This is a genomic window from Rhodococcus sp. 14-1411-2a (assembly GCF_002259485.1).
Lineage (GTDB): Bacteria > Actinomycetota > Actinomycetes > Mycobacteriales > Mycobacteriaceae > Rhodococcoides.
Window position 1 is genome coordinate 395312 of the sequence record NZ_NPGA01000009.1, and the last position, 25597, is coordinate 420908.

Below are 25597 nucleotides of genomic sequence, written 5' to 3' on the forward strand. Positions count from 1 at the left end.
CGATTGAGAGCCGTGGCCCATAGCGTCCCACGTCCGAGTGCGACCACAATCACAGTGGAAGCGTGTACCCGAACGACGAGTGGAGCCGAGAAGTTGACCAGCGACGTCACCCCACACCTGAAGCCCGTACCGACGCCGGGACCCACCGAGGCAGTCGACTCCGCACTCGCCGATCTGTCCGAGGGAGAGAAGAACTGGGGACGCCTCACCCTGGCCGAGCGGCGTGCTCTGCTCGAACGCGTGCACGCGCTGACCACAGCTCACGCGCAGGAGTGGGTGACGGCGGCAGCGTCGATCAAGGGACTCGACGCCTCGTCCACCCTCGTCGGAGAGGAATGGTTGTCGGGTCCGTACTCGTTCCTGAACGGACTCGGCACCGTGGCGCACACACTGGCGGCGCTCGAAGCCGGTAGCAGCCCGCTGGCCGGTGCCACGTTCGGAACCGCACCCGGTGGGCGCACGACGGTCTCGGTGCTGCCTCTCAACATCTTCGAGCGGCTCCTGCTCAACGGGTTCACCGCCGAGGTGTGGCTGAAGCCCGGAATCGACCGTGCAACCGCACAGCGGACCGCAGGCCTCGCCCAGCTCGATCCCACCCGCACCGCGGGCATCGGAGTGGTACTCGGCGCAGGCAACATCACCTCGATCGCGCCGCTGGACGCGCTGTACGAACTGATCGCGTTCAACCGAGTCGTCGCACTCAAGCTCAACCCGATCATGGATCCGCTGTTGCCGGTGTTCGAGAAAGTCCTCGCACCTCTCGTCGACATCGGTGCACTGCGCCTGCTCACCGGCGGAGCCGACGTGGGCACTTACCTGGTGCAGCACGATCGTGTCGACCATGTCCACATGACCGGCAGCGCCATCACGCACGACGCGATCGTCTTCGGTCCGGGCCCGGACGGCGCTGCCCGCAAGGCGGCCAACGACCCGATCCTCACCAAGGAGATCTCCAGCGAACTCGGTGGCGTCTCGCCCACCATCGTTCTGCCCGGAGAGTGGAGCCGCGCCGATATCGAGTTCCAGGCCGAACACATCGCCACCCAACGCCTGCACAACAGCGGATACAACTGTGTCGCTTCGCAGGTCGTCGTGCTGTCCTCGGAATGGAAGCAGCGCGACCAGTTCGTCGCCGCCCTGCGCGCCGCGCTGGACCGCGCGCCCGCCCGTGCGCCGTACTACCCCGGCAGCGACAAGCGAGTGTCCGACGCCACCGCCACCTACCCGTCCGCCGAGCGCCTCGGCGAGCGCGGTGGCCGCGTACTCATCACCGACCTGAACCCCGGTGAATACGCACCGCTGCTGCAGACCGAGTACTTCGCACCGGTCATGGGCATCATCGAATTGCCCTACAGCGGAGCAGCATTCGCAGCCAAGGCGGTTCAGGCCGCGAACGAGGAATTCAGCGGCACCCTCGGCATCAACATCATCGGCACCCCCGGCACCATCAAGGGACTCGGGGAGAAATTCGACACCATGCTCGCCGACCTGCGCTACGGCACCATCGCCGTCAACGCCTGGACGGCCATCGGATTCCTCACCGCAGCAGCCACCTGGGGCGCATTCCCCGGCCACACCGTCGACGACGTCCAGAGCGGAATCGGCATCGTGCACAACGCCTTACTGATCGACGGAGCCGAGCGAACAGTGGTGCGCGGGCCCTTCCGGCCGATGCCGCGCTCGCTGATCAACGGCGAACTCTCGATCTCCCCGAAGCCACCGTGGTTCGTCACCAACAAGACCGCAGCATCGACGGGCAAGCTGCTCACCGCATTCGCGGGAGCACCGTCCTGGTCCAAGCTGCCGGCAATCTTCGCCTCCGCCCTGCGCGGGTAGAACCCACCGTCGACGACCGAAGGAAAATCATGAGCTCTCAGCGCACGACGGCCGACTACATCGTGGTGGGCGCAGGTTCGGCAGGCGCGGTGGTGGCCAATCGCCTCAGCGCAGACCCACGCAACGAGGTGGTTCTCCTCGAGGCCGGCCCCGAGGACAAGAACAAGTTCGCCCACATTCCCGCTGCGTTCTCCAAACTCTTTCGCAGCGAGGTCGATTGGGACTACTTGACCGAACCGCAACCGGAACTGCGTGATCGCAGCATCTATTGGCCGCGCGGCAAGATGCTCGGCGGTTCGTCGTCGATGAACGCGATGATGTGGGTGCGCGGATTCGCCGCCGACTACGACGAGTGGGCAGCGGTGTCCGACGACTCGTGGTCTTTCCGAAACCTCGTCGGATACTTTCGTAGGATCGAGAACATCGAGGGCACAACGGCAGTCGACGCCGGCACCGACGGCCCCCTCATCGTCTCCCACCAGCGCAGCCCCCGCGATCTGACGTCGTCGTTCCTCGACGGCGTCGAAGAAGCAGGCTATCCGCTGGAAACCGCGAACCTGCCCGAGCCCAAGGGCTTCACCCGCACGATGGTCAACCAGAAGCGCGGAGCACGGTGGAGCACCGCCGATGCCTACCTGCGACCGGCGAAGAAGCGCAAGAACCTGACCATCCTCACCGAGGCACACGCCACCCGTGTGCTCTTCGAGGGCAGCGCGGCGGTGGGAGTCGAATACGCCTCCGGCGGGCAGACACACACCGTGCGCGCACGCAAAGAGGTGATCCTCTCCGGCGGAGCCATCAACACCCCGCAACTACTGATGCTCTCGGGCATCGGAGACCAGGAACAGCTGAAGTCCCACGGCATCGCCGTCCAACACCACGCGCCCGGCGTCGGGCAGAACCTCCTCGACCACCTGGCCGCCCTCGTCGGCTGGAAAACCGAAAGAGACTCCCTCTTCCACGCCGAGAAGATCCCCGAGTTGGTCAACTACCTCGCGCGCCGACGCGGGATGCTCACCTCCAACGTCGCCGAGGCGTACGGATTCATCAAGAGCCGCGAGGACCTGGCCCTGCCCGACCTCGAACTCATCTTCGGACCGGCACCGTTCTTCGACGAGGGACTCGTCGGCCAGGACTCGCACGCCGCCGTCATCGGCGCGGTACTCGTCAAACCCGAGAGCCGCGGCGAGATCACCCTCCGATCGGCCGACCCGTCGGCCAAGCCCATCGTCGAACCCCGCTACCTCAGCGACCCCGACGGACTGGACCGCAAAGCGATGATCGAAGGCCTGCGCGCCTGCGTCGCCATCTCCGAAACCCCGTCGTTGAAGGGACTGCTCGGCGACGTCGTACGCCCCAGGGTGGCGTCGAACATCTCCCCGGCGGACCTGCTCACCGAGGCCCTCGAACAGAATGCGCACACGCTGTACCACCCCGTGGGCACTGCGCGTATGGGCAACGACCCCGCCAGTGTCGTCGATCCCGAGCTGCGAGTGCGGGGCGTCGATCGCCTTCGCGTCGCCGACGCGTCGATCATGCCCAGCATCATCCGCGGACACACTCACGCGCCGTCGGTGGTGATCGGCGAACGAGCTGCGGACCTGATCCTTCGTTGATCCCGAGTGAACCTTCGGAAAAATTCCGGTTTGACAGTCCGGTTTGTCGGGTAACAGGTGGACACGCTCCCTTGCAAGGGATCGAGATGGAACCCATCCGCTCGGCAAGCAGCGCCGAATGACCCACAACGCTCGAGAGACGAGCACGGAAGGTTGACCGACATGTTCACTGTTCGTAAAGCTTTGGCCGCCACCGCAATCGGTGCACTCACCATCGTCCCGCTTGCCGCATGCTCCAGCGACGAGGCGTCCGACACCGTCGACAACGCCACCTCCTCGGCAGCGTCGGCCATGGAAACCACCGAGAGCGAGCCCGAGCCCGCAGCCGAGGTCGACAGCCTCACCGGTGTCGACACCGCAGTTGCATTGGATCCCGGCTTCACCGGCGCGCTGACCACCCTGGGCCTCACGCCCGGCGTCGTCGGAACCGCCACTCTCGCAGACGGATCCATCCGCTTCCCGATCACCGGCGGAGACGTCAAGTACTGGGAGCCCGGCACCGTCGACCCCTACGTCCAGGGCGAGATCATGCACGACGGCAGCGGCCTGTCGCTGACCGCCGGCGAGACCGTCGTCGAGCTCATCAACTTCGACATCGATCCGGGCACTTCGCTTCTCACCGGTGACGTCATGGTCAACGGCGAGGAAGCTGCCGCAGACGCAGTTCTGTTCGATCTCGACGGCCGCACCCTGCAGCCGCTCGCTACCGGACCGGACAACACCGCGATCCTGCAGGGCACCGAGGTGAAGATCTCGGAGACCGCTGCCGGACTGCTCAACAGCACCTTCAACACCGATGCTGTGACCCCGGGACTGCTCGTGGGCGTTGCGACCATCACGATCAACACCGCTTAATCACTGTCTCCTGAACGCCCGTGCGCGAGTTGTCGCCGTGAAAACGGCGGCGCTCGCGCACGAGTGTTTGCATCGCACGGTCAGGAACCTCGAATGAGAGCCTTCACGAAGATCTACGGTGGACACCCGCTACACGCGGTCGGTCTGCTGCTCTCGTTCGCGCTGGTCGGCTACGTCGTGGCACTCATGGGGCCGCAGGCTCTGTGGAACAACGACGTGTGGTGGAAATCCGTTCTCGTGTGGTTCTTCGGATCGGTACTGCTGCACGACGCCGTACTCTTCCCGCTCTACTCACTGGCCGATCGGCTGCTCACCGGCATTCCGCGTCACCGCCTGGCCGTGTCGCCGGTGAACTTCGTTCGAGTTCCCGCACTCGGAGCCGCCCTGACCTTCCTGATGTTCTTTCCCGGCATTCTCTCTCAGGGCGCGCAATCGTACCGAGCCGCAACCGGTTTGACCCAGGAACCCTTTCTCGGACGTTGGCTCGCACTGACCGCCGTGTTGTTCACCGTGAGCGCAGCCGCCTACTTCACCCGATGGACCCTCGTACGGAGCCGAGCATGAGCGTCACCGCCGATACACTCTTCAACCGCGCAGCAGCCGGACTACCCTGCTGGATAGGCGATTCCGACGGCAGCAGGCAGCAGCTTCCCACCGAGCGTTGGATGGGTGGCAGCGCCTCGTCGGCCGAGGATCGCCGCGCGGATCACGCGATGCTCAGCCGCTGTACCGGCCCCACGATCGATCTCGGCTGCGGTCCGGGTCGACTCACCGAAGCGCTTGCTCGACGCGGCGTTTCGGCACTCGGTGTCGACACCTCCCGAGCCGCCGTCGATCTGACCATCGGACGCGGCGGCAACGCCGTTCTCCGCGACCTCTTCGAGCCACTGCCCGACACCGGCAACTGGTCGTGTGTCCTCCTCGCGGACGGAAACATCGGCATCGGCGGAGACCCGGTGCGTCTGCTTCGCCGGGCCGCCGACCTGCTCGCCCCCCACGGAGCCGTCATCGCCGAAGTGGATGCGCCGAGCGACACGGGAATTCGCCACCGCACCGTTCGATGGGAAACCGACACCATGGTCGGCGACTGGTTCGCCTGGTCCAGTGTCAGCGCCGACGCCACCGCAGATCTCGCCGGCGCCGCAGGCCTGCGAGTGGTGGACGTGGCACCGATCCACGGGCGCTGGTTCGCTCAGATGACGCTGGCCCCGTTCACCAATTCGTGAACAGGAGATGATTGATCGCCAACGCGCCGATCACCTGCAGCGCCAACCAGAAACGATGCGTCCGGATCGGCAACACAGCAGGCGCGATCAGCATCCACATCGCGAAGGGCAACCAGATCCTCTCGGTCTCCGCTTTGCTCAACTGACTCAGATCCGCCATGACCACTGCCGCGATCGCCGAGATCACCAACAGGTTGATCGGCTCCAGCCGAGTGAGTATCCGCGGGAACGCCGCGGGCACAGCCACACCCAACGCACAGAACAGCGCCGCGAAGTTCGCCCAGCCCCAGTACTCGAACGGCCGGTCCTTCGCGATGCCCTGGTAGTAGCGCTCCTGCACCAGCAAGTAACCGTCGTACCACCAGAATCCGTACGCGGTGAAGATCCCGGCAACGATCAGCGCACCGATCAGCGCGCCGAGGAACGGCAGAATCCTTCGCCCGGCGATCAGCACCGCGATCGCAGGCAGGCCCATCAACACCAACCCGTAGTTGAGGTAGACGCCGAAACCGAGCAACACTCCCGCACCGATCGACGCGGGCCACAGGTAGCGCTTCGTCGAGATCGCCAGCAGCGCAATTCCCCACGCGGCGACACCGGCGTAGAACGCATCGGCGGAAACGGCGATCCAGATCGCGGCCGGGGCGATGGCCACGAACGGTGCTGCCCGCCGCGCGATGTTCTCGTCGCCGAGCACCCGGAGCGTGAGTACCAGCGCCACAGCGGCACTCGTGCCGACCAGCACACAGAGTGTCGCCGCCCAGGCTCCTCCGCCGAGGCCGAGACGATCGAGCCACACGAAAGTGAGCAGTGCGCCGGGGGGATGACCCGACACATGCGTCGTCCACGAATCGGCCTGGTAGTCCAGAATGCGTTCGGAGAATCCGCGGAGCGTGGCGGGAATGTCGGTGATGCCGGGCACTTCGTGCAGGTACTCGTCCGTCGATGCCAGCCGGTTCACGAAGCCGCGCTTCCAACCGTCCACCATCGCCAGCGACATCGTCCAGGCCGCCGACGCGCCCCACACCACGAACAACAGTCGCGTCCACGACAGTCGGCGTGCGACCGTCGGCCCCCACAGCACAGTGGCGACGGCTATCAGAACGGCGACAGGAGTTCCCCATCCCACGTGAATCTCGCGGAAGCCGAACAGCGGCGCCGCATCGGCGAAGTCACGTACCTGCTGCGGAGTTCTGTTGATGATGGGGGTGACGAGTTCGTTTCCCAGGTACGGAACGACGAATGCGACCACGACGAGCACGACGGCCAACGTGCCTGCGACGGCTTCTCTCCAGTAACGGATAGTCTTTTCTCCCTGCGGACTTGAAGGCGAACACGACTTCGGACCAGCATATCGACCGACGGTGATGGAGGATGAGCAGATGGACAACGACGCGACGGGGCGGGCCGAGATAGCCGTCATCGGCGGCAGCGGCTTCTATTCGTTCTTCGGAGCCGACGCCCAGGAGGTAGTGCTCGACACCCCCTACGGCGCTCCGAGCGCCCCGATCACGTTGGGCGAGGTGGAAGGTCGGCGAGTGGCGTTTCTGCCCCGACACGGCCGCAATCACGAGTACTCACCGCACACGTTGCCGTACCGCGCCAACATGTGGGCGCTGCGGATGCTCGGGGTGAGCCGAGTGTTCGCCCCGTGCGCGGTCGGATCCCTGGTGTCCGAGTACGGCCCGGGCACCGTCGTGATTCCCGATCAACTGGTCGACCGAACGTCCGGGAGAGCACAGACCTACTTCGACGAGGGCGGGATTCACGTCGAATTCGCAGACCCGTACTGCCCGACGCTCCGGAAGTCCGCGGTCCAGGACTCGGCGATCGACGGCGGCGTCATGGTCGTCGTCGAGGGTCCTCGGTTCTCCACTCGTGCCGAGAGCCAGTGGTTCGCGCGCCAGGGTTGGACGCTGGTGAACATGACCGGCCACCCCGAGGCCGTTCTGGCTCGCGAACTCGAACTCTGCTACGCACCGATCGCATTGGTGACCGACCTCGACGCCGGCATCGAGTCCGGTCAGGGCGTCAAGGCGGTGGACGTGTTCGCCGAGTTCCAGAAGAACATCGAGCCACTCAAGGCACTGGTGCGCTCGGCCATCTCCGACGCTCCCACCGGCGACTGCCCGACCTGTCGGGTGCACACCGGCCTCACGCTGCCGATCGAGCTGCCATGACCCGGGTACTGCTCACCGGCGCAGCCGGATTCATCGGCGGCCACATTCGCGATGCGGCAGCCGCCTCCGGCCACGAGATCGTTGCCGTCGACGCCATGCTGGAATCGGCTCACGGCCCAGGAGCGCGCGCCGACGGAATCATCGATCTCGATGTGCGCGACAAGGACTCGCTCGTCGACGCATTGCGCGGGGTTGATGTCGTGTGTCACCAGGCCGCCGTCGTCGGCGCCGGCGTCGATGCCGCGGATGCCCCCGCCTACGCCAGCCACAACGACTACGGGACGGCAGTTCTGCTCGCCGCGATGTACGAGGCGGGCTGTTCGCGGCTGGTTCTCGCCTCGTCGATGGTCGTCTACGGCGAAGGGCGCTATCTCAATTCATCGGGCGAGACCGTAGTTCCGCCGCCCCGCACCCGCGCCGATCTCGATGCCGGCTTGTTCGACAATCGCGATCCGAGGTCCGGTGAGCCCCTCGATTGGCTTCTGGTGGAGGAGGATTCGTTACTCGAGCCGAGGAGCATCTACGCGGCGAGCAAACTGGCACAGGAGAACTACGCCTCCGCGTGGGCGGTATCGACGGGCGGCTCGGTGGTCGCACTGCGTTACCACAACGTCTACGGACCGAACATGCCCCGCAACACCCCGTATTCCGGTGTGGCAGCGATGTTCCGCTCGTCGCTGGAACTCGGCCGGGCCCCGACCGTGTACGAGGACGGCAAGCAGGCCCGCGATTTCGTGCACGTTCACGACGTCGCAGCGGCCAACATCGCGTCGATCGACGCAGAGACCGAGGGCTTCACCGCCCTCAACGTCTGCTCGGGACAACCGATCACCATCGGTGAGGTCGCCACCATCCTCGCCGAAGCACGCGGCGGGCCTACACCCGAGATCACCGGACGCTACCGAGCCGGCGATGTACGGCACATCGTCGCCAGTTCCCGACTGGCCGAACAGACCCTGGGATTCCGCGCGAGGATCATGCCGAGGGACGGTCTCACCGCATTCGCCGACGCACCGTTGCGCGACGCCGAGGGCACGGGACCACCCCGTGTCTGAACAGAAATCGGTGACCGTCGTCATCCCCTGCATGAACGAGGCCGAATCGCTTCCGGCAGTACTCGATTCGGTACCGGCGGGCTACTCCACGATCGTGGTGGACAACAACTCCACCGACGCCACCGCCGCCGTCGCCGCAGCCCACGGAGCCACGGTGATCTCCGAAACCGTGCCCGGCTACGGCGCAGCAGTGCATGCAGGCGTCGTGGCAGCCGACACCGACATCGTCTGCGTCCTCGACGGAGACGGCTCCATGGATCCGCGTGACCTGCCGACCCTCGTGACGGCCCTCGACCATGCGGACCTCGCCGTCGGTCGCCGTCGACCGGCGAAGGGAAGCTCGCCCCTGCACGCCAGGATCGGCAATGCCGTTCTCTCACTTCGGCTTCGCACCAAGTACAAGCTGCCCGTGCACGACCTCGGAGCCATTCGCGCGGTACGCCGTCAGGCTCTGCTCGACCTCGGCGTCACCGACCGCCGCTCGGGCTATCCACTGCAGCTGCTGGTACTGGCGGCCGAAGCCGGCTGGACCGTCGTCGAACACGACGTGGTCTACCGACCACGGACAGCCGGAACGTCGAAGGTCTCGGGATCGGTGAAGGGAACCATCGTCGCCGTGCGGGATTTCTGGAAGGTGCTCTCGTGACCGTCACCGCTCTCGTCGTCGCCAAAGCCCCCGTACCCGGGCTGGCCAAGACCCGGCTCGCCGCCACGATCGGCGACTCCGCCGCAGCCGAACTGGCGGCGGCCTCGCTGCTCGACACCCTCGACGCCGTCTCGGCCGCCGACGTCGACCGCCGTGTCGTGGCCCTCACCGGCAATCTCGCCGACGCGGCCCGCGTCGACGAACTGACCCGCGCGCTGGCGTCGTTCACGGTCGTAGCGCAGCGCGGCGACGGGCTGGGCGAACGACTGGCCAATGCCCACGCCGACGCGGCCACCACCGGTTCCGTACTGCAGATCGGCATGGACACCCCTCAGGTCACGGCGCACTTGCTGTCCGACGCGGCCGCGCAACTCGGCAACAGTGACGTACTCGGATTCGCCGAGGACGGCGGCTGGTGGGCGCTCGGCCTTCGCAACCCCGAACTCGCTCGGTTCTTGCTCGACGTGCCCATGTCCGCCCCGTCGACGGGCTCCGACACACTCGATGCCTTGACCGCGGCCGGGGCGTCGATCACGATGCTCCCGGAATTGCGCGATGTCGATTTCGAGTCCGATCTCGAAGCGGTGGCGCAATTGTGCGCACCGAACAGTCGGTTCCATATTGCCGTCGAAAAAGTCGGTAATTGAAAGCGGCCTCGGTCCGTTCCGTCAGGTCTGTTTCGACCGAAATGCCGCATCGAGGCCGCAATCTCCACATCCGTTGTGGAACAGCACCTTCGATCTGCCCGAATTGCCGGACCGCAGGCGACCAATATCGAATCGCAACAAAGCCGAACCACCGTTTCACGGCTATTTCACAGACACAGGTGCTAGAAAGTGTGACATGACCGGGTTGTTGATAGGCGTAGCCGTCTGGATGGTGTTCGCGACAGTCGTCGCCACCGTCCTCGGCCGCGTCGCGCGCCGGGGTGACTCCGAGGAATTGGGGTCGACGATCGAGTGGGACGTCGAGGCTCTCGAGCACGAACTTCACCACGAGAACTGACTGCGCTCAGTCGACCCGCTCGACGATCTCGGTGAGAATACGAGCCGCTGCGGCCAGCGTCTGGCGCTGCTGCGGCGTCAATTCGTCCAATTGTTCCGCCAGCGCGATTTCCCGAGCGGCAACCTCCTGCCGTGCAGTCGCCGTGCCCGCATCGGTCAACAGAAGAACCACCTGCCTGCCGTCCGTCGGATGCGGCTCCCGGCTCATCAAACCCAACTCGACCAAGGCGTGCGACGACCTGGACACCGACGGCGGCTTGATCCGCTCACGCGCCGCCAACTCCCCCGTCGTCATCGGCCCCTCACGAAGCAACGTCGTCAGAATCGACAGCTGAGCGACGGGCAATCTGTCGCTGGAATGGCGCAGTCGGAGTCTCCGATTCAATCGCATTGCACTGACGGACAAATCCCTCGCCAGCCGGGAATCGGGCAGATCACTCACGCTGTCCAGATTACGACACCGAGGTGCATTCGCCCGATTCCCAGAAACAGCGGATCGCTCGGTTTATTCCGCCTCGAACAAACCGCTGATATGGTTCTCGTCGGTTGCCGGGGAGTGAAATCGAATTGGGGGAGATCGTCGTGCGTCGCGTGGGTTCCAGAGTCTTGACCGTTGCCACCATGGCCGTAGCCACGTCGCTGCTGGTCACCGGGCCCAACGCCCTCGCAAATCCCAATGCGGTCAATCCCATTGCCGGACTCAACGGCACGTTCGGGCTGCCGCAGCTTCAGGGTCGCGCACAAGCCGTCGCTCAGGTGACCGGTATCTCGAGTCCCAACAACACGCAGAACGTCAACATGATCGGCACCGATCTCGGCATCATGTGGGACAACGGCCGCGGCGAGGTGCTGACGGCATTCGGCGATACCGCCGGCCTCGGCATACCCAACCTGCTGCAGGGCAGCCTGTGGTCGTGGCGCAGCAACGCCATCGTACGGAGCAACGACCGCAACCTCGCCGACGGCATGAACTTCGACAGCGTCGTACTCGACCCGATCGGCCAGACCAAAGAGGTCGTCCCCAGCCCCAAGATCCCGTTCGTCGAGATCAGCCGAATCCCGACGGCAGGCGTGGCCGTCGGCGACAGTCAATACCTCAACCTGATGTCCGTGAAGAACTGGGGACCGCCGGGAACCTGGGAGACCAACTTCTCCGGCCTGGCCGTGTCGAACGACAACGGGGAGAACTGGGCAGCGCTACCGGACACCCAACGGCCCAGCGTCGGCGGCGACCGCAACTTCCAGCAGAGCGCCTACCTGAAGGACGGCGGCTACGTCTACCAGTACGGCACCCCGCCTGGCCGCTTCAACCTCGGCCACGTCGCTCGCGTCAAGGAACAGGACATCGCCCGACTCGGCGAATACGAGTACTGGACCGGCCAGGACTGGAAGAAGGGCGACCCGGCCGCGGCCGCACCCATCGTCGGCGGCGTCGGTGAACTCTCCGTCGCGTACAACGCAGCCCTCGGTCAGTACCTGATGATGACGACCGACAACGCCAACTCGATCGTCCTGCGACGCTCGCCGTCACCCGTCGGGCCATGGAGCCCACCGGAGGTTCTGGTCGACACCCGCGAGGTCAGCTCCATCTACGCGCCGTACATCCATCCCTACTCGACCGGCCGCGACCTGTATTTCCTGGCGACGGTCTACCAGAACTACAACGTGCTGCTGCTGCGCGCGACGCTGTAGGAACCGCCACTAGGCTTCCGAAGGTGGACGCCGCAGACTGGGATCGCAAGTACGAAGGCCGAGAACTCGTCTACGGCGAGGCACCGAACGCGACGCTCGTCGAAGTCGCGACGACGCTCAAGCGAGGTCGCGCACTGGATCTCGCGTCCGGCCAGGGTCGCAACGCGATCTGGTTGGCAACCCGCGGCTGGACCGTCGACGCCGTCGATTTCTCCTCGGTGGCGCTGACGAGGGCGAACGACGTGGCGTCTTCGGCACCCAGGTCGGTGCGCGAGCGACTGACCTGGGTCCACGCCGATGTGACGCAGTTGTCAACAGAACCGAACTATGACCTGGTTCTCATGTTCTATCTCCACTTGCCCCCGAACGAACGGCAGAAGGCCGTTTCGGTCGCCGTTTCCGCGCTGAAACCTGATGGAATCCTCATGATTCTCGGACACCACTCCGCGAACATCGACTCCGGCGTCGGTGGTCCACAGGAAGCCGAGATCCTCTACACGCCAGAGGATTTGGCGTCGCACATCGGTACTGGACTGACCATCCTCACTGCCGAAAACCGCTATCGCGACGTGACCGGCGGCACAGCGATCGACGCATTGCTACTGGCGAGTAGGCCTCCCCTTGGCAGCGAACCGGATCGGGGGTAATATCCGTTAAGTTACCGACGAGTAGCTAACTTGGGCGGTACTCACGAGACCGCACCACCGACTGGAGAGCGAACGAGCAATGGGCCATTACAAGAGCAACCTCCGGGATCTCGAGTTCAACCTCTTCGAGCTTTTCGGACTCGACGAGACACTCGAAGGCGACAACTTCGGCGACATGGACGGTGAAGTAGCCCGCGACATGCTGCGCGAGGTCGTACGCCTTGCCGAGGGACCGCTGGCCGAGTCCTTCGCGGACGCCGACCGCAACCCGCCCGTCTTCGATCCCGAAACCCACAGCCTGAAGCTGCCCGACTCCTTCAAGAAGTCGTTCAAGGCGCTCTACGACGGCGAGTGGTGGCGCGTCGGCCTCGACGAGGAAGTCGGTGGCATGGCAGCACCTCGCAACCTGCTCTGGGGCATCAACGAGATGCTCCTCGGATCGCAGCCGGCCGCGTTCATGTACTCCGCAGGCCCCGGATTCGCAAACATCTTGTACCACAACGGAACCGACGAGCAGAAGGAATGGGCCAAGGTGGCCGTCGAGCGCGGCTGGGGTGCCACGATGGTCCTGACCGAGCCCGACGCCGGATCCGACGTCGGAGCAGGTCGCACCAAGGCGATCAAGCAGGACGACGGCTCGTGGCACATCGAAGGCGTCAAGCGCTTCATCACCTCGGCAGTGTCCGACGACCTCTTCGAGAACATCTTCCACCTCGTACTCGCCCGCCCCGAAGGTGCCGGACCCGGAACCAAGGGCCTGAGCCTGTTCTTCGTGCCGTCCATCCTCTTCGACTTCGAGAAGGGCGAACTGGGCGAGCGCAACGGAGCCTTCGTCACCGGCGTAGAGCACAAGATGGGCCTCAAGGCCTCCGCCACCTGTGAACTCACCTTCGGTGGCAACGGCATTCCCGCCAAGGGCTGGCTCGTCGGCGAGGTCCACAAGGGCATCGCGCAGATGTTCGACGTCATCGAGCACGCTCGAATGATGGTCGGCACCAAGGCAATCGGCACCCTCTCCACCGGCTACCTCAACGCACTCGAGTACGCCAAGGAGCGCGTCCAGGGCGCAGACCTGACGCAGATGACCGACAAGACCGCTCCCCGCGTTACCATCACCCACCACCCCGACGTGCGCCGCAGCCTCATGATGCAGAAAGCGTACTCGGAAGGCCTGCGTGCGGTGTACCTCTACACCGCCGCACACCAGGATCCGGTCACCGCCAAGCAGGTCTCGGACGCAGACGCCGACATCGCATACCGCGTCAACGACCTCCTGCTGCCCATCGTCAAGGGCGTCGGCTCCGAAATCGCCTACCAGGTACTCGCAGAATCCCTGCAGACCCTCGGCGGCTCCGGATTCCTGCAGGACTACCCCCTCGAGCAGTACATCCGCGACGCCAAGATCGACTCGCTGTACGAAGGAACCACCGCCATCCAGGCGCAGGACTTCTTCTTCCGCAAGATCGCCCGCGACCGCGGCGTAGCACTGGCTCACGTTGCCGGACAGATCAAGTCGTTCATCGACAGCGAAGCAGGAAACGGTCGCCTCAAGGCCGAGCGCGCACTGCTCGCCACCGCACTCGAAGACGTGCAGGCCATCGTCACCTCGATGACCCAGCACCTCATGGGTGCACAGGACCAGCCCACCGAGCTGTACAAGGTCGGCCTGGCATCGGTGCGCTTCCTCATGGGCTTCGGCGACCTGCTCATCGGCTGGCTGCTGCTGCGTCAGTCCGAAATCGCCATCGCTGCACTCGACAACGGCGCAGAGGGCAAGGAGAAGGCGTTCTACGAGGGCAAGATCGCAGTGGCCTCGTTCTTCGCCAAGAACATCCTGCCGCAGCTCACGGCGACCCGCGCCATCCTCACCAACATCGACAACGACATCATGGAACTGGACGAAGCAGCATTCTGATTCCCTGAACTCTTCGGCGGCCGCACTCGTTCTCGAGTGCGGCCGTTGTCATATGTACGCCGGGGCGGTGGTGTCGCGGCGGGGCCCGGGTTTGCCGCAAAAGCGCGCGCATTTGATTGGGAGGCGGGGGTGCGAGCCCCAGCCGCCGCAAAAGCGCGCGCGTTTGTCAGATGCGCGGGGTTGCAAACCCCCAGCCGCCGCAAAAGCGCGCGCGTTTGTCAGATGCGCGCGAATTCTGCCGAATACTCAGGCAATTTCGAGTGCATTCGGCGAATGCGCGCGCATTTGCGGGCCGCACGAGGTACTCCGCACCGTCCCTCGTGGTGGAGGCAGGGCAGCAGCCCGCTCCACAGCTCGGGCCACGCGCGCCACCAGCTCCGCCGGATTCGCCAAATCTGCCCACGTCCAGCGCACGACGGGATAGCCGAGATCGCGCACCGCGTCCTCCCGCACCTTCTCCCTGAACACCACGTCGCCGGGGTGCTCATCCTGCCGTAGGTACTTGGTGTACTTGGCTTTACCATCGAACTCGCACACCACGACGCCATTGACCAGCCAATCGATCCGCGCCACCGTCCGCCCGTCCGGATCCAGGATCTCCACCTGCGATTCCACGTCGAATCCGCTCTCACGCAGAATGACTCGACTCTGAGACTCGCCGGGGTTTTCGCTCCGCCCGTCCATGAGGGAAACGGCTCGTCGCGCCTGCGCCACACCTTTCCATCCCCGAGCACGCTGCAACTCCGACTCAAGCTCCTTCGGATCGCAGCGCTTCAGAGCTGAGTCACCTGCGATCACCGCCGACAGAAGCGGCTCGGTACGGGCAAGGTCGACAACCGTCCGCGCCAATGAGGTCACGGGAATTCCGTCGACGGTGGTGCTGGGTACCCACGGCGCACAGTGCACGATCACCGCTGCATTCGCTCGACCTCCGCCGCGGCGGCGTCGGGTGACGTGAACTTTGTCGAATCCGCCCGTGGGCAAGGGTAATTCGTGCAGTAGCGCCGCCGAACGGTGACTCACCGTGCTGCCGTCCGCAATCATCGGAAATACGGCGTCGATCAACAACCGATGCCGCTCCTGCCCCGAAAGGCCGGCCAGCCTCGACGTCGGAACGTAGACGCCATTCACCAAACGCTCCCAGCCCCCGCGTTCGTACATTGCTCGCAGCTCGTGATCGGCATTGCCATCGGCAAGAGCCTCCGAGCGTCGCACCATTCGGTCATCCCTCATCTTTCGAGTCTCGACCATGCGCGCACCGATCCGAGGACGAAAGTACCTGCCTGTGTACAACTTCGGACCTGTGGAAGAATACAGGTACGGGCGTACCAGTTCGCTGTGGCGCCGGAGCCGCCAACGCGCGCGCAGTCGTCAGGTGCGCGCAGAATTGCCCCCGATCAGGCCACCAATTCGCGCGCATTCAACAAACGCGCGCGCTTTTGCGAAGACTGGGGAACCGAAGCAGGCGAACAGGAACAGGGAACAGCCGCTACTGCTGCAGTTTGCGGAATTTGCTGCCGTGGAACACGATTGGGTTCACTTCACTCTGGACGTCCAGGGAATGTATGCGCAGCAACACTATTGCGTGGTCGCCCGCGGGGATTTGCTGCTCGATGGTGGTGTCGAGCCATGCGGTGGCCCCCACGATGAAGGCTGCTCCCCCGTCGGTGACGGTGAGGTCGAGGCCGGCGAATCGGTCACCGGTCTTGGCTGCCAGGGTACGGACGGCGTCGTTGTGCGCCTCGCCGAGAACGCTGACGCCGATGTTGGGTGCCAACTCGAGTTTCAGCCATGTCGTCGACGTGTTCTGGATGCACACCGCGACGAGGGGCGGGTCGATGGACACCGATACGAAGCTGCTGGCCGCCAAGCCCACCAGGACGCCGTCTATCTTCGCGGCGATCGCGACCACTCCGCTCGGGAACTGCGCGTACGCCTCACGAAGCGTCTGCTGATCGAGGACGGTACGTGTGAGCGTCATGGACGAAGCTCCCTTTCGATCTTGTGATGCAACCCCGCGTGGGCACAGTTCCGACGAGCGAACACCTAGTGCAAGCAAACACCCGATCGGGCGGCAACGCTACAGTCCGAATCGACGTGATTCGAATGACCCTCTCGCGGTTGCAGCATCACTCGTCTTCTTCCGGTTCCGGAGCCGGGTCCGCCGCGGGTGCCGGGCGATCGGGCTGAACGCATCGAACGATGGGGATCGGGTCGTATTTCACCGTTCGGGTGTTCCGCGAAATTTCCCTGCCCGACGCGGCATCGCTGATCACCCTGGTGTCACTGGCGGTGAATCCTTGGCCTCCACCGGACGCGACGCAGCCTGCGCCTGCGGGCAGTGTCACCGTGTCGGGTGAGGTGAAGTTGGTTCGCGAACCGGTGATCGATTCGACGTCGACCGTCTTGGTTCCCCACAGTCGGACGGTGACGCTGGACGAATCGGCGAACGATTGGATGACCACACCGGTGTCGTTCGGGTTGGTGAACTTCAGGTCGATGGCACCTTCGAAGACCGTCGCTTCGCGCGCCTCGGGGTATCGGCTGATGTAGTAGCTGTGCTCGGTGTGGTCGGTGTCTTCCATACCGGCGAAGTAGGACGCGTTGTAGAGCGTCGTCGCGAACTGGCTGATGCCGCCGCCGACGGCGCGATCGGGTCGACCGTTGTCGATGATCCCCGACTCGACGAAGCCCTGCGCGGTACCTCGCGGACCGGTGTACTCGTTGAGCGAGAACGTTTCTTTCGGCTTCACGAGCGCACCGTTCACGATCTGCGCCGTCAGCCCGATATTGACGCCCGACGCGTACTCGAATCCGCCGGTGGTGTACTCGGCAATCACTTCTCGCACACCGAGATTCTGCGCGGCTTCGGTGGTGAGAGCGGGCGGGGCCGGCTCGTAGATCGCCTCGGTGGTGCGGGGTCCGTCAGCGGACAGCAGGGCAGGCAACTGCTCGAGGGTCTTGCGCCACTCGACCAGCTCGCCCATCTCTCCGGGGACGACGGTCGGTGCACCGCCGGAGAAGGTGAACGACGCGTCCCTCGGCGGTACCTCGGTGCGCACGAGTTGCGGCGCGAGAATGCCTGTGGCGACGTCGGTGTCGTAGATCGGGGTCAGTCCGCCCTGGCCGTCGGGGTCGAAGCGGAGAACCTCGCCCACCCGATCCGTCGGCAGCGTCGCGTCGACGTTCTCGCGACCGGCGACAATCACCGGTGCCTCCACCGCAGGTGCGGCGATGTTCTCCAGCGCCTGGTCGACGGCTTCCTGGGTCACCGTAACGGGAGTGGACTCGTACACCGCTTCCGTTACGCCCGAGGCCCATTCGGTCTGCAGGTTGCGACGCGTCCCGTCGGCGTCGAGTATCCGACCGGCCAACGGCGCGACGGCAATCGGTGTGCTGCCGTCGAACACGACGTCGCCTTCGACGGGGTCGCGGTCGGTTTCGACCCGCAGGCCATCGACGGCAGCGGTGAGCGCTTGCTCGTCCGTGGTCGACACGACGCCGATCTCGCGGCTGCCGAAGAACGATGTCAGTCGAGTGATCGGGTTGATCGGTTGCGATCCGGCGCGGTCGAGCGTGGCGTTCCAGTCCACACCGAGACCGGCAGCGGCAGGCAGTACCTCGACCTGTCGGTCGCCGACGTCGACCGATACGGGCTGCTCGGCGCGCGCACCGAGCTCCGAGCGCAGGAGTTCTTCGGCGTCGGAGTGGCTCTTGCCGCCGACCTCGATCCCGGCGACGGTCACACCACGGGGTACTCGGTCGCTGGAGGTGATCCAATCCGCCGCATACAGCAGCGTGAGAACCGCAACCACCGCGCCGGTCCCGATCGCGATCTTCCGCCACGGCGGCACGAACCCGGACCCGTCGGCGGCCTGCGGCGCTCCGTCCTCCGGCGGAATCACCGGTGGCTGGACCGGCGACTCGGCCTGGGGAGAAACAACGGTCTGCGCAGGAGCAACGGTCTCAGCAGGAACATCGGCTTCTGCGGGAACAACGGGTTGCGCGATCGTCGGCGATTCGTCGGCTGCGGGCGGCTGTGCAGGGGCCGGGACCGCATCGGGCTTCGCGTCCCCAGCCTCAGCGGCGGCGGTTTCGGTGGTCTCGACATCGTCGACGGCCGGGTCTGCGACAGCGGATTCCGTGTCGTCGGACTCGGGCTCAGCGGTGTCGGCTTCCACCTCGGATGCATGCTCGGGCTCCGTTTCCGGGATCTGCTCGGCGGCGGATGCATGTTCGGGACCGGCCGCCTCGTCGCCGATCGCGCCGAAGACCTCGGTGGGAGCGTCGTACGGCGGTACGTCGGGTTTCGGTTCGGCACCGTTGGGTGCGTCACCCGACCTACTGTTGCCCTCGCTCACGTTCGACCCTTCCAGGACCACCGTTGGTTGTTCGTTCCGCCCTTCTGCACGGCGTACCCCCGGCACGAGCTTACGCAAACCGAACGGTGACGCTCACTCGGAGACCATCGGCGCAGGAACGACAAAGGCTCCGCGCTGCTGCCGGGTCGGGGGTCAGGCAGCAGCACGGAGCCAACTGGAATATATGCAGGCTGTGCCACCTCGTTACAACGACTGCGAAATTGTCTCGTCAATTCATTCGGTTGAATGATCCACGGGTCGTCGAACTGTCCCCTTGCCCGACGGCTCGGGCCCAATGTCCCGTCCTGACCAGCGCGAGGGTGAGCAAGAGCCGATCTCGCGGATCGGTCAGATCGTGCCCGGTCAATTCCTCGATCCGGTGAACCCGGTAGATCACGGTGTTTCGGTGGCAGTAGAGCGCCTTGGCGGCGTTGGTGGGCGATCCGTCCGACGCGAGCATGTGCGCGAGGGTGTCGAGCAGCGTTCCTCGATGCGGCTCCGGGTGCGTCCACAACTTTCCGAGAGCGTGGCGAACCAGCAACTCCGACGACTGGTCGTCGGCCGCCATGATCACGCGGGGCAGTCGGTCCGTCGCCAAGGCAACGCCGCTGTCCTCGGTGATGGTCTCGGCTGTCAATGCCGCAAGGCGGTACGCCGCCGCGAACGACGACAGACCCTCCGGAGAATGCGCGACCCCCACCGGCCCGACGGCCCGAGCAGCGAGCGCGTCGACGACGGAGTTCCACGATCCGGTTCCGAGTGCGACGAGCGCGAACTGGTGGCCGTCCCTGGTGTTCCAATGCGAGACCGCACCGATCTGATCCAACGCGTCCTCGGGTGCCGGGAGCGGCGGCGACCCTTGATCGTCCAGCGGTCCGACCACACACGCAATTTGTTGCGATGCCGAAAGGCCAAGAGTGGCACGAGCTTCCATGACGAATGCCGGATCACCACCTCGCCCCGATCGGAGGCCGTCGAGTATCACCAGAACGTTGGCGATATCCCGCTGCTGCATCCGGGCGCTTTCCTGACGGTATGCCTCGACGAGAGTCTCGTACTGACTGTCGAGCGCACGCCACAACTGTTGCCCGGCCACCAGAAGCAGATGCTCGTCGATCCTGGTTCGACGCTGCTCGCGCTCGAGCATCAACTCCTCCCACAGCGTCCGACTCCCGAGCGTGTACGCCTTGAGCACCAACTCCATCGGAATGCCCTGGCGTGCACGCTCCCTGCCGGTACGACGCCAAACCTCACGGGTGTTGTCGTTCGCGGTACGTAGCCCCGACAACGTGCGAAGGCCCTGATTGATGTGCTCACGGGTACTGCGCCTGATCTCGCCGGCGATGTCCGGAGTGGAACTGGCCAGGTAGGCGGGTTCCTGCTCGATCAGCGCCAGCGTGATGGAGTCGGCGATCGCGTCGGCCCGTGGCGTCAACGCGGCCCACGCACTCCGAATTTTCTCCTGGTCGGAGTCCGTCACCGCTCCGCGGGCAGCCGAACGCGCCGATGCGCGTCGACCATCGGGAGCACCCACCTGGACAGTTTTGCGCACTGAGCCCACATGACAGGCCGATTTGACCGTTACTGGTGCCCAGGGACCCAAACATTCTGTGCGCAGCGCCCATATCGCCCGTTGTGCGAAACGCACCATAGTGAACGCAACAGATTGTGAGGTGGATCACTTGAACTCTCTTCGAACGAAGGACCCGGTCCTCACCATGGCGGACATCGAGGTGTCCTTCGGCGGCATCGTCGCGCTGTCCGGAGTCAGTCTCGAGGTGCGACCCGGCGAAGTTCTGGGCGTCATCGGGCCCAACGGTGCGGGCAAGACGACTCTGTTCAACGTCGCTTGCGGACTCGTTCGTCCCCGATCGGGAACACTCGGACGACTCGGCGAACCGTTGACCCGGCTACGACCGCACGACCTTCCCCGGCTCGGCATGAGCCGAACTCTCCAGGGACTCGGACTGTTCGATCGGATGACCGTGCTGGACAACGTCATGGTCGGTGCCGACCGGACAGCGCACACCGGGATCGTCGCCGGCCTCCTCGGCCTACCGTCGAGCGCCTCCGACGATGCCGCCGTCCGTTCCACCGCGATGGCCACTCTCGAACGCCTGCGCATCGACGGCTATGCGCACCGATTGCCACCGAGCCTGCCGTACGCGGTGCGCAAACGCGTTGCGCTCGCACGCGCCCTGGTGAGCGCACCGACATTGCTCCTGCTGGATGAACCCGCCTCGGGTCTGTCCAGTGACGAAATGAGCGAGCTCGGCGACGAGATCCGATCGCTCGCAACGGCACCCACCGATTCCGAACCGGAAAGACCCGCAACATCGGTGATGCTCGTCGAACACCACATGGATCTCGTGATGAGTGTGTGCGACCGAATCTACGTGCTGGATTTCGGCAAGGTCATCGCACAGGGAACGCCCGATCAGATCCGCGAGGACCCTGCCGTACTGGCGGCATATCTCGGAAACGAAGTGGCACATGAAGACTGACGCGGCACACCTGAAAATCACCGATCTGACCGTTCGCTACGGCCCGGTCACCGCCCTCGACTCGGTGTCGATGACCGTCGCGGCCGGAGCTGTCACCGCCGTACTCGGCGCGAACGGAGCAGGGAAGACGACTTTGCTGCGAACCATCTCGGGATTGCTGAAACCGGTATCGGGGAGGATCGAACTCGCCGGGGCCGACATAGTCGGCGTGGCACCGGATCGCATGTCCCGCAAGGGTCTTGCGCACGTTCCCGAGGGACGTGGCGTCATAGCCGAGTTGACCGTCGACGAGAATCTTCGACTCGGTGCGATGGGACGCAACCGAAGTCACGACGCCGTCACCCTCGACCGCATCTACGACATGTTTCCGCCCCTGACCGGCCGTCGAACGTCCTCCGCACACACCCTGTCCGGCGGAGAGCGGCAGATGCTGGTGATCGGCCGAGCACTGATGGCGACACCGTCGGTGCTTCTGCTCGACGAGCCCTCTCTCGGACTCGCACCGAAAGTCGCCGCACAGATATTCGAGACGTTGCGCGGGCTCGTCGACTCCGAGTCGATGACCGTCGTTCTCGTCGAACAGAACGCTCGCAGCGCGCTGTCGATCGCCGAACACGCCGTCGTTCTGGATCTGGGCAAGGTCGCGGTGGAAGGTCCCGCCGACACCTTGGCCGGGGACGACGCCCTCCGACACGCCTACCTCGGGTTCTAGAGCCGAAAGGACGCCTGCCACAGTGCAACAACTGCTCACCATCCTCATCAACGGCGTGACGACAGGCATGATCTACGCCGCGTTCGCGCTCGCCCTCGTCCTCATCTGGCGATCGACTCGCATCGTCAACTTCGCCCAGGCCCCGATGGCCATGATCACCACGTACGTGGCACTGGTCGTCATCGACGCCGGCTACTCGTACTGGATCGGATTCGCAGTCGCGCTGCTGTGCGGCCTGCTCCTGGGAGCCTTGACGGAGCGACTCGTCATCCGGTTCGTCGACAGCTCGTCGCACATCAACCCGGTCATTCTCACGCTCGGGTTGTTCATCATCATCCACGCGGTGGCCGCCATCATCTTCGGCAACCAATTCCGTTCCTTCCCCGCACCGTTCGGCCTCACCGGGCAGCGGATCGGCGACATGAACGTGGCGTTGACCGGCTACGACATCTTCAAGATCATCGCCGTCCTCGTGGTCCTGGGACTGCTGATCCTGCTCTTCCGGTTCACCGATCTGGGACTGAAGATGCGCGCGAGCGCCTTCGAGCAGGAGGTCGCGAAACTCCTCGGAGTCCGCGTGAGCCGAATGCTCACTCTCGGTTGGGCTCTGGCCGCAGTGGTCGGTTCGCTGGCGGGTCTGCTCATCGCAGGTGGCTCGCTGGTACATCCGGGCTACATGGACTCGATCGTCGTATTCGGTTTCGTCGCAGCAGTTCTCGGCGGACTGGACAGCCCGGCGGGCGCAGTGGTCGGCGGACTGTTGATGGGCATCGGGCTCAGTTTCGTCAGCGGCTATCTCGGTCAGGATCTGGTCTCCAGCGCGGCATTGGTGATCCTGATCGTCGTGCTTCTGCTGCGACCGAGCGGGCTCTTCGCCGGCTCCGCGGCCAGGAGGGTATGACATGAACGCGACTCTCACTCGCCTCACCGCAACACCGGTTCGACGCCACTTCCTGGGCGCTGTCATCGGACTCGTCGTCATCGTGCTCGCCCTCGAATCTCTGAGCACCTTCCGTCAGAGCCAACTCACGTCCGTCGCCTACCTGGCGATCGCTGCCGGCGGACTGACGGTGCTGACCGGGTTGAGCGGCCAGCTGTCCCTGGGGCACGGCGCGTTCATGGCGGTCGGTGCGTACACCGCAGCATTGATGTTGCGCGCCAACGATTCGGGATGGTCGGTACCCCTCGTCCTGCTTGCCGCCACCGTGATCTCGGCAGTGGTGGGCATCGTGGTCGGAGTGGCCGCCGCCCGACTGCACGGGCCGTACCTGGCCGGTGCGACGCTGGCGCTCGCCGTCGCCGTACCGGGCCTGGCCCTGTACTTCTCGGACTACCTCGGCGGCGAACAAGGCCTCGTCGTCCCGGCACCGAAAGTGCCGGAGCTGATCGACGACATGATGTTCTTCGTCACCGGAAACGAGCTCAGCGGAACGAAATTCGTCGCGTACGTCAGCTGGATACTGCTCGTGCTGGTGTTCTTCCTGTTGGCCAACATCTCGTCGAGCCGCATCGGTCGTCGCTGGCGGGCCGTCCGAGACGACGAGGTCGCCGCAGAGTTGTCCGGTATCGACCTGGGCCGCGCACGCATCCTCGCATTCGTGGTCAGTGCGGCCTGTGCCGGCGCGGGCGGTGCAGTGCTGGCGATGTCGGCCCGAATCGCGGCACCGAGCGGCTTCACCCTCACCCTCTCGCTGACCCTGCTCTCCGCCGTCGTCATCGGTGGACTGGGAACCCTGTCCGGCGCATTGATCGGGGCCGTTCTGCTGACCTACATCCCGCCGGTGGTGACCAACCTCGGTCTCGATCTGGGGCTGAGCAGTCTGCAATCGGCCGAACTCGCACCACTGGTGACCGGAATCTTCACCGTCCTCGTCATCCTGTTCGCCCCACTGGGTTTGGTGGGCACGTATCGCAAGTTACGTACAACCAGAAAAGGAATGAAATGAAAAAGTTCGGATCGGTGGCGTTCAGAACGACCGCGCTCGTCGCCGTCGTCTCGTTGGCCGCGGCGTGCGGTGCAGGTGGCCGAGACGAGGCGACGGAGTCCTCGGAAGGATCGACGGTCGGCATCACCGACACGTCGGTGAAGATCGGTGCCCACTTCCCGTTGACCGGGGTCGCGGCTCCCGGCTACAGCGAAATCCCCACGGGCGCCCAGGCTTACTTCGATTACGTCAATGCCGCGGGCGGCATCAACGGCAGGCAGATCGAGTACGTGGTTCGAGACGATTCGTACGATCCGACCACCACCACCCAGGTGGTCAACGAACTCGTCCTGCAGGACGAGGTGTTCGCCGTCGTCGGCGGACTCGGCACCGCGACCCACAGCGCTGTCATCGACTTCCTCAACGAGGAGGGTGTGCCGGACCTGTTCGTCTCCTCCGGCGCGATCATGTGGGGCAACGATCCAGAGAAGTACCCCAACACGTTCGGCTGGCAGCCCGACTACCAGGTCGAGGGCAAGATCATCGGCGACTGGGTGACCAAGAACCGGCCCGACGCCAAGGTCGGACTGTTCCTCCAGGACGACGACCTCGGCCGAGACAGTGAGGAAGCGGTTCGCCAGTATCTCGACGACCAGATCGTCGAGGTCGTGCGCTACACCTCGGGCAACACCGATGTCGCACCTCAGATCGCGGCCCTGCAAGGTGCCGGAGCCGATCTGATCCTCGGCTTCAACGTGCCCTCGTACACCGCGCTGAGCCAGCTGACCGCCATGCGGCTGAACTACGACCCCGAGTGGTTCTACAGCTCGATCGGTTCCGACGTCGACCTCGTCGGCTCACTGCTGGGCCGCTTCTCGCAGGGTGCGGTCACCGACGGCGCACAGTCGCTCGAAGGGATGATCTCGCTGGAGTACATCCCGGGCGTCGACTCTCCGGAGAACCCGTGGACCCAACTGTGGCAGAAGGTGTGGGCGGAGAACGGAACCGGTGATCCACTGACGAACTACCGGATCTACGGTCTGAGCCAGGCCTACGCCTTCGTGCAGGCACTCGAGGCGGCAGGCGAGAATCCCACCCGTGAGGGCATCGTCGCAGCCATCCAGGACGGCGGAATGGACTTCGAGGGACCGCAGCTGGCTCCGTTCCGGTACTCGGAAGACAGTCACCTCGGTATCTCCGGTGCCAGTGTCTTCCAGATCCGCGGCGGAGTGCCCGAGTACCTGACTCCGGTACTGCAGACGGACATCGGCGATTCGGCTGTGGAGGAATACACCGGCGAAGAATCGACCCCGCCGGAAAGCGGCATACCCGGCTGATCACACGAGAAAGGGGCACGCGGATGCGTGCCCCTTTTTCATGTCGTGGTCGGCAGATCCGAAAACCCCTCGATTACCGGATCCGC

At 64.9% G+C, this 25597-nt stretch carries 24 protein-coding genes; 18 read left to right on the forward strand and 6 right to left on the reverse strand.

The features are described 5' to 3' along the window. The first annotated feature begins 117 nt into the window (after nt 1-117). The 5 genes from CH291_RS07435 to CH291_RS07455 all read left to right on the forward strand — a co-directional run bounded on the left by CH291_RS07435 (nt 118) and on the right by CH291_RS07455 (nt 5533). Nucleotides 118-1836, forward strand: coding sequence for an aldehyde dehydrogenase family protein (locus tag CH291_RS07435; protein ID WP_179276477.1), 1719 nt, complete (start codon nt 118-120; stop codon nt 1834-1836). A gap of 29 nt (nt 1837-1865) precedes the next feature. Beyond that, nucleotides 1866-3452 (forward strand): GMC family oxidoreductase, encoded by a 1587-nt coding sequence (locus tag CH291_RS07440; protein WP_094640607.1) that lies wholly within the window; start codon nt 1866-1868, stop codon nt 3450-3452. Between the two features lie 162 nt (nt 3453-3614). Next, entirely contained in the window at nt 3615-4307 is a 693-nt protein-coding gene (locus tag CH291_RS07445; protein ID WP_094640843.1) for a hypothetical protein, read from the forward strand. Between the two features lie 93 nt (nt 4308-4400). After that, nucleotides 4401-4871, forward strand: a complete 471-nt coding sequence (locus CH291_RS07450) for a hypothetical protein (protein WP_094640606.1) — start codon at nt 4401-4403, stop codon at nt 4869-4871. After that, nucleotides 4868-5533 carry a methyltransferase domain-containing protein gene (locus CH291_RS07455; RefSeq protein WP_094640605.1) on the forward strand — a complete coding sequence of 222 codons (666 nt, stop codon included), beginning with the start codon at nt 4868-4870 and terminating at the stop codon, nt 5531-5533. The genes CH291_RS07450 and CH291_RS07455 overlap by 4 nt, the downstream gene beginning before the upstream one ends. On the opposite strand, the gene CH291_RS07460 is transcribed toward CH291_RS07455, so the two are convergent. Beyond that, on the reverse strand, nt 5520-6803 hold the full coding sequence (locus CH291_RS07460) for a hypothetical protein (protein ID WP_255183106.1): 1284 nt from the start codon (nt 6801-6803) through the stop codon (nt 5520-5522). The genes CH291_RS07455 and CH291_RS07460 overlap by 14 nt on opposite strands. Nucleotides 6804-6915: 112 nt before the next feature. On the opposite strand from CH291_RS07460, the gene CH291_RS07465 reads away from it, so the two are divergent. The 5 genes from CH291_RS07465 (at nt 6916) to CH291_RS26725 (ending at nt 10419) form a co-directional block, all read left to right on the forward strand. Beyond that, nucleotides 6916-7713 (forward strand): S-methyl-5'-thioadenosine phosphorylase, encoded by a 798-nt coding sequence (locus tag CH291_RS07465; RefSeq protein ID WP_094640604.1) that lies wholly within the window; start codon nt 6916-6918, stop codon nt 7711-7713. Then, a complete protein-coding gene (locus CH291_RS07470) occupies nt 7710-8768 on the forward strand; it encodes an NAD-dependent epimerase/dehydratase family protein (RefSeq protein ID WP_094687074.1) in 1059 nt (352 codons plus the stop codon). The genes CH291_RS07465 and CH291_RS07470 overlap by 4 nt, the downstream gene beginning before the upstream one ends. Continuing rightward, on the forward strand, nt 8761-9414 hold the full coding sequence (locus CH291_RS07475; RefSeq protein WP_082898705.1) for a glycosyltransferase: 654 nt from the start codon (nt 8761-8763) through the stop codon (nt 9412-9414). The genes CH291_RS07470 and CH291_RS07475 overlap by 8 nt, the downstream gene beginning before the upstream one ends. Further along, nucleotides 9411-10061, forward strand: coding sequence for a TIGR04282 family arsenosugar biosynthesis glycosyltransferase (locus CH291_RS07480; RefSeq protein WP_094687075.1), 651 nt, complete (start codon nt 9411-9413; stop codon nt 10059-10061). Before CH291_RS07475 ends, CH291_RS07480 begins: the two co-directional genes overlap by 4 nt. Nucleotides 10062-10257: 196 nt before the next feature. Beyond that, nucleotides 10258-10419 (forward strand): hypothetical protein, encoded by a 162-nt coding sequence (locus CH291_RS26725; protein WP_176460173.1) that lies wholly within the window; start codon nt 10258-10260, stop codon nt 10417-10419. Nucleotides 10420-10425: 6 nt separating this feature from the next. Here the strand turns inward: CH291_RS26725 and CH291_RS07490 are convergent, their stop codons facing one another. Further along, the gene (locus CH291_RS07490; RefSeq protein WP_094687077.1) at nt 10426-10860 is read right to left on the reverse strand and encodes a MarR family winged helix-turn-helix transcriptional regulator; all 435 of its coding nucleotides are present in this window, start codon (nt 10858-10860) and stop codon (nt 10426-10428) included. Between the two features lie 179 nt (nt 10861-11039). Between CH291_RS07490 and CH291_RS07495 the strand changes: the two genes are divergently transcribed. The 3 genes from CH291_RS07495 (at nt 11040) to CH291_RS07505 (ending at nt 14672) form a co-directional block, all read left to right on the forward strand. After that, nucleotides 11040-12110 (forward strand): DUF4185 domain-containing protein, encoded by a 1071-nt coding sequence (locus CH291_RS07495; protein ID WP_094687155.1) that lies wholly within the window; start codon nt 11040-11042, stop codon nt 12108-12110. Nucleotides 12111-12133: 23 nt separating this feature from the next. Further along, nucleotides 12134-12757 carry a class I SAM-dependent methyltransferase gene (locus CH291_RS07500; RefSeq protein WP_094687078.1) on the forward strand — a complete coding sequence of 208 codons (624 nt, stop codon included), beginning with the start codon at nt 12134-12136 and terminating at the stop codon, nt 12755-12757. Nucleotides 12758-12836: 79 nt separating this feature from the next. After that, nucleotides 12837-14672 (forward strand): acyl-CoA dehydrogenase, encoded by a 1836-nt coding sequence (locus tag CH291_RS07505; protein WP_068049178.1) that lies wholly within the window; start codon nt 12837-12839, stop codon nt 14670-14672. 246 nt (nt 14673-14918) lie between these two features. On the opposite strand, the gene CH291_RS07510 is transcribed toward CH291_RS07505, so the two are convergent. The 4 genes from CH291_RS07510 to CH291_RS07525 form a co-directional block, all read right to left on the reverse strand. Beyond that, the gene (locus CH291_RS07510; RefSeq protein ID WP_143545899.1) at nt 14919-15905 is read right to left on the reverse strand and encodes a hypothetical protein; all 987 of its coding nucleotides are present in this window, start codon (nt 15903-15905) and stop codon (nt 14919-14921) included. Between the two features lie 256 nt (nt 15906-16161). After that, the gene (locus CH291_RS07515; protein WP_094687080.1) at nt 16162-16653 is read right to left on the reverse strand and encodes a flavin reductase family protein; all 492 of its coding nucleotides are present in this window, start codon (nt 16651-16653) and stop codon (nt 16162-16164) included. 148 nt (nt 16654-16801) lie between these two features. Then, entirely contained in the window at nt 16802-19033 is a 2232-nt protein-coding gene (locus CH291_RS07520; RefSeq protein WP_256980762.1) for a VanW family protein, read from the reverse strand. A gap of 229 nt (nt 19034-19262) precedes the next feature. Further along, entirely contained in the window at nt 19263-20567 is a 1305-nt protein-coding gene (locus CH291_RS07525) for a PucR family transcriptional regulator (RefSeq protein ID WP_231893769.1), read from the reverse strand. A gap of 148 nt (nt 20568-20715) precedes the next feature. Here CH291_RS07525 and CH291_RS07530 point away from each other — a divergent pair, with 148 nt between their 5' ends. From CH291_RS07530 to CH291_RS07550, 5 genes are read left to right on the forward strand one after another with little or no spacing between them, the layout of a single operon-like run. Further along, nucleotides 20716-21537: an ABC transporter ATP-binding protein gene (locus CH291_RS07530; protein ID WP_231893768.1), complete on the forward strand. Its 822-nt coding sequence runs from the start codon at nt 20716-20718 to the stop codon at nt 21535-21537. Then, entirely contained in the window at nt 21527-22249 is a 723-nt protein-coding gene (locus CH291_RS07535; RefSeq protein ID WP_068049166.1) for an ABC transporter ATP-binding protein, read from the forward strand. The genes CH291_RS07530 and CH291_RS07535 overlap by 11 nt, the downstream gene beginning before the upstream one ends. A gap of 22 nt (nt 22250-22271) precedes the next feature. Then, on the forward strand, nt 22272-23150 hold the full coding sequence (locus CH291_RS07540) for a branched-chain amino acid ABC transporter permease (RefSeq protein WP_094639203.1): 879 nt from the start codon (nt 22272-22274) through the stop codon (nt 23148-23150). Nucleotide 23151: 1 nt separating this feature from the next. After that, a complete protein-coding gene (locus tag CH291_RS07545) occupies nt 23152-24195 on the forward strand; it encodes a branched-chain amino acid ABC transporter permease (protein WP_068049160.1) in 1044 nt (347 codons plus the stop codon). Continuing rightward, the gene (locus CH291_RS07550; protein WP_094639204.1) at nt 24192-25511 is read left to right on the forward strand and encodes an ABC transporter substrate-binding protein; all 1320 of its coding nucleotides are present in this window, start codon (nt 24192-24194) and stop codon (nt 25509-25511) included. The genes CH291_RS07545 and CH291_RS07550 overlap by 4 nt, the downstream gene beginning before the upstream one ends. Nucleotides 25512-25597 lie beyond the last annotated feature (86 nt).